Origin of the sequence: Corynebacterium sp. c25Ua_47 (assembly GCF_039907205.1) — a bacterium.
Taxonomy (GTDB): domain Bacteria; phylum Actinomycetota; class Actinomycetes; order Mycobacteriales; family Mycobacteriaceae; genus Corynebacterium; species Corynebacterium hiratae.
The window spans coordinates 1-1,773 of sequence record NZ_JASBOH010000026.1 but is presented as its reverse complement, the minus strand read 5'-3'; the positions used below and the strand labels follow the sequence as shown (position 1 = coordinate 1,773).

Annotated in this window: 1 pseudogene; it reads left to right on the top strand. The window is 54.1% G+C overall.

The window, feature by feature from the left end:
• Positions 1-163 precede the first annotated feature (163 nt).
• A pseudogene (locus tag QKE52_RS13240) lies at positions 164-1,773 on the top strand (hypothetical protein); the annotation flags it as partial.

The window sequence follows — 1,773 nt, the reverse complement described above, 5'->3', positions numbered from 1 at the left end:
CCCCCCCCCCCCCCCCCCCCCCCCCCCCCCCCCCCCCCCCCCCCCCCCCCCGGGTCTCAGCTTGAGTCCAGTTTGTCTTTAGAAACCCTTAAGAAGCTGCAGAGTCCTGAGGGTCAGGCAGCTGTTGACCAGTTCCTTAATTGTTCTCATGAAAGGATTCTTCATGAATATGAAGAGTTTTAATCGCGCTGCTCGCCGTCGTGGTACCACGATTGCTGCTGCGGCGCTTTCTGTCGCACTTGTGACCCCGTTTGTTCACCCGATTGCATCACCACAGACTGCAGCCGTCGCAGCTGCGCAGGAAACCGGATCGACCGGATTCGGGGCAAATGCGATCGAAGCAGATGCTATCGCCAACGGGTACATCAGTTCGGGCACCGACATGTCAAATGCAAAGTCTACGTTGTCGGGCCGCGCCTACATTGACGATGGATCGGGCTTCTTGCCTACTGATGCGGGCAACCTTCCAGTTCCGGAAGGCACCACTGTTTACATGCAGTGGATTGACACGGATGGTGCGGTTTCTCCGGTATATTCCGCGAAAACTTCCAACCAGCTCAGCAACGACAAGACTTCTCAGGCTGGCCCTGGTGCGTATGCCTTCGATCTCCGTGAGCCTTGGACGGATGTACACGGTAAGGAGCACACCTACACAGCTAGCACGGATCAGCATTACAAGCTCTGGATCAATCCCTTCACTGACGAGCGCAATGGCGCTACAGTTGTGCCTTTCCGTCAAGTTGGTGGTTTCTTCCCTGGCGCATTCAGGAACTCAATGGGTGCCGATCAGCAAGGTGCCTTTAATCTTATCGGTGTCAATATGCAGCGTACAGCTGTTTTTATGCAGAATCAGGGGGACGTTGAGGGGGGCACCTCTTACTTGCATAAGCCAAAGGCAGAGTGGGTAGAGGACAACGAGGAGACTCTGCCGAATCAGTCAGTAAACCTGGGTATGAAGAATCACGTGGGAGGGCGAGTATGGCTCGAAACCGCTGATTTTCGAACAATTGGGCCAGAGTTGGGTTCTAGCGATGTTCCTGCTCCGGGTTATAACGTCGTTGTGAGTGTTCTCACACCGGAGGGCATCGGGGAGTATGCAGCTAAGGTTGAAACTCTTCCCGTGCCGCAGCAGCAGGCCGCAGCGAAGCAGCTGCTAGAGGAGCACCCAGAGTACATCGCTGAAACGGTAACCACCAAGACCGACGCAAAGGGTTACTATTCGGTGAAGTTTTCCGACGGAAAGCTGACGAATGAGACGAAGCAATACCTGTACGCGCATGTAGAGTCTCCTGATGGAAACCCCACGGTTGCATACTCTGCCTGGCGTCTACCCCTTTACCAGAGTCCAGAGGAATACGGTACACGGAATCCTAAACCAGTTGCCGCAGAGAACCTCGTTGCTAACCCGATGTGGTACAACGTGAATTTCGCGCTGGTGCCCAAGCATAATGTGTCGTTGGACATTACCAACTACGACATGACGAAGAATCCTGCCCGTAAGGGTGATACCCCGGTTTTGGACGTCAAGGGTCCTTTCCCGGTAACTCCAAACAAGATCGTTTGGAAGAAGAACGGAGTGATCCTAGAGGATAAGACCTGCGAGGGTATCACTTCAGAGGAAGAAGCAAACAAGTGCGTGTTCCCGGTTCCTGAGGACGCGGTTAAGGGTGATGTGTTCACCGCTGAGTTCGTAACCGGTGATGACACGTCGATTGCTGCCGACTCTTTTGTCGTAACTGATGCGCCTCCTATTGCTGATGGTTTCACTCCTAA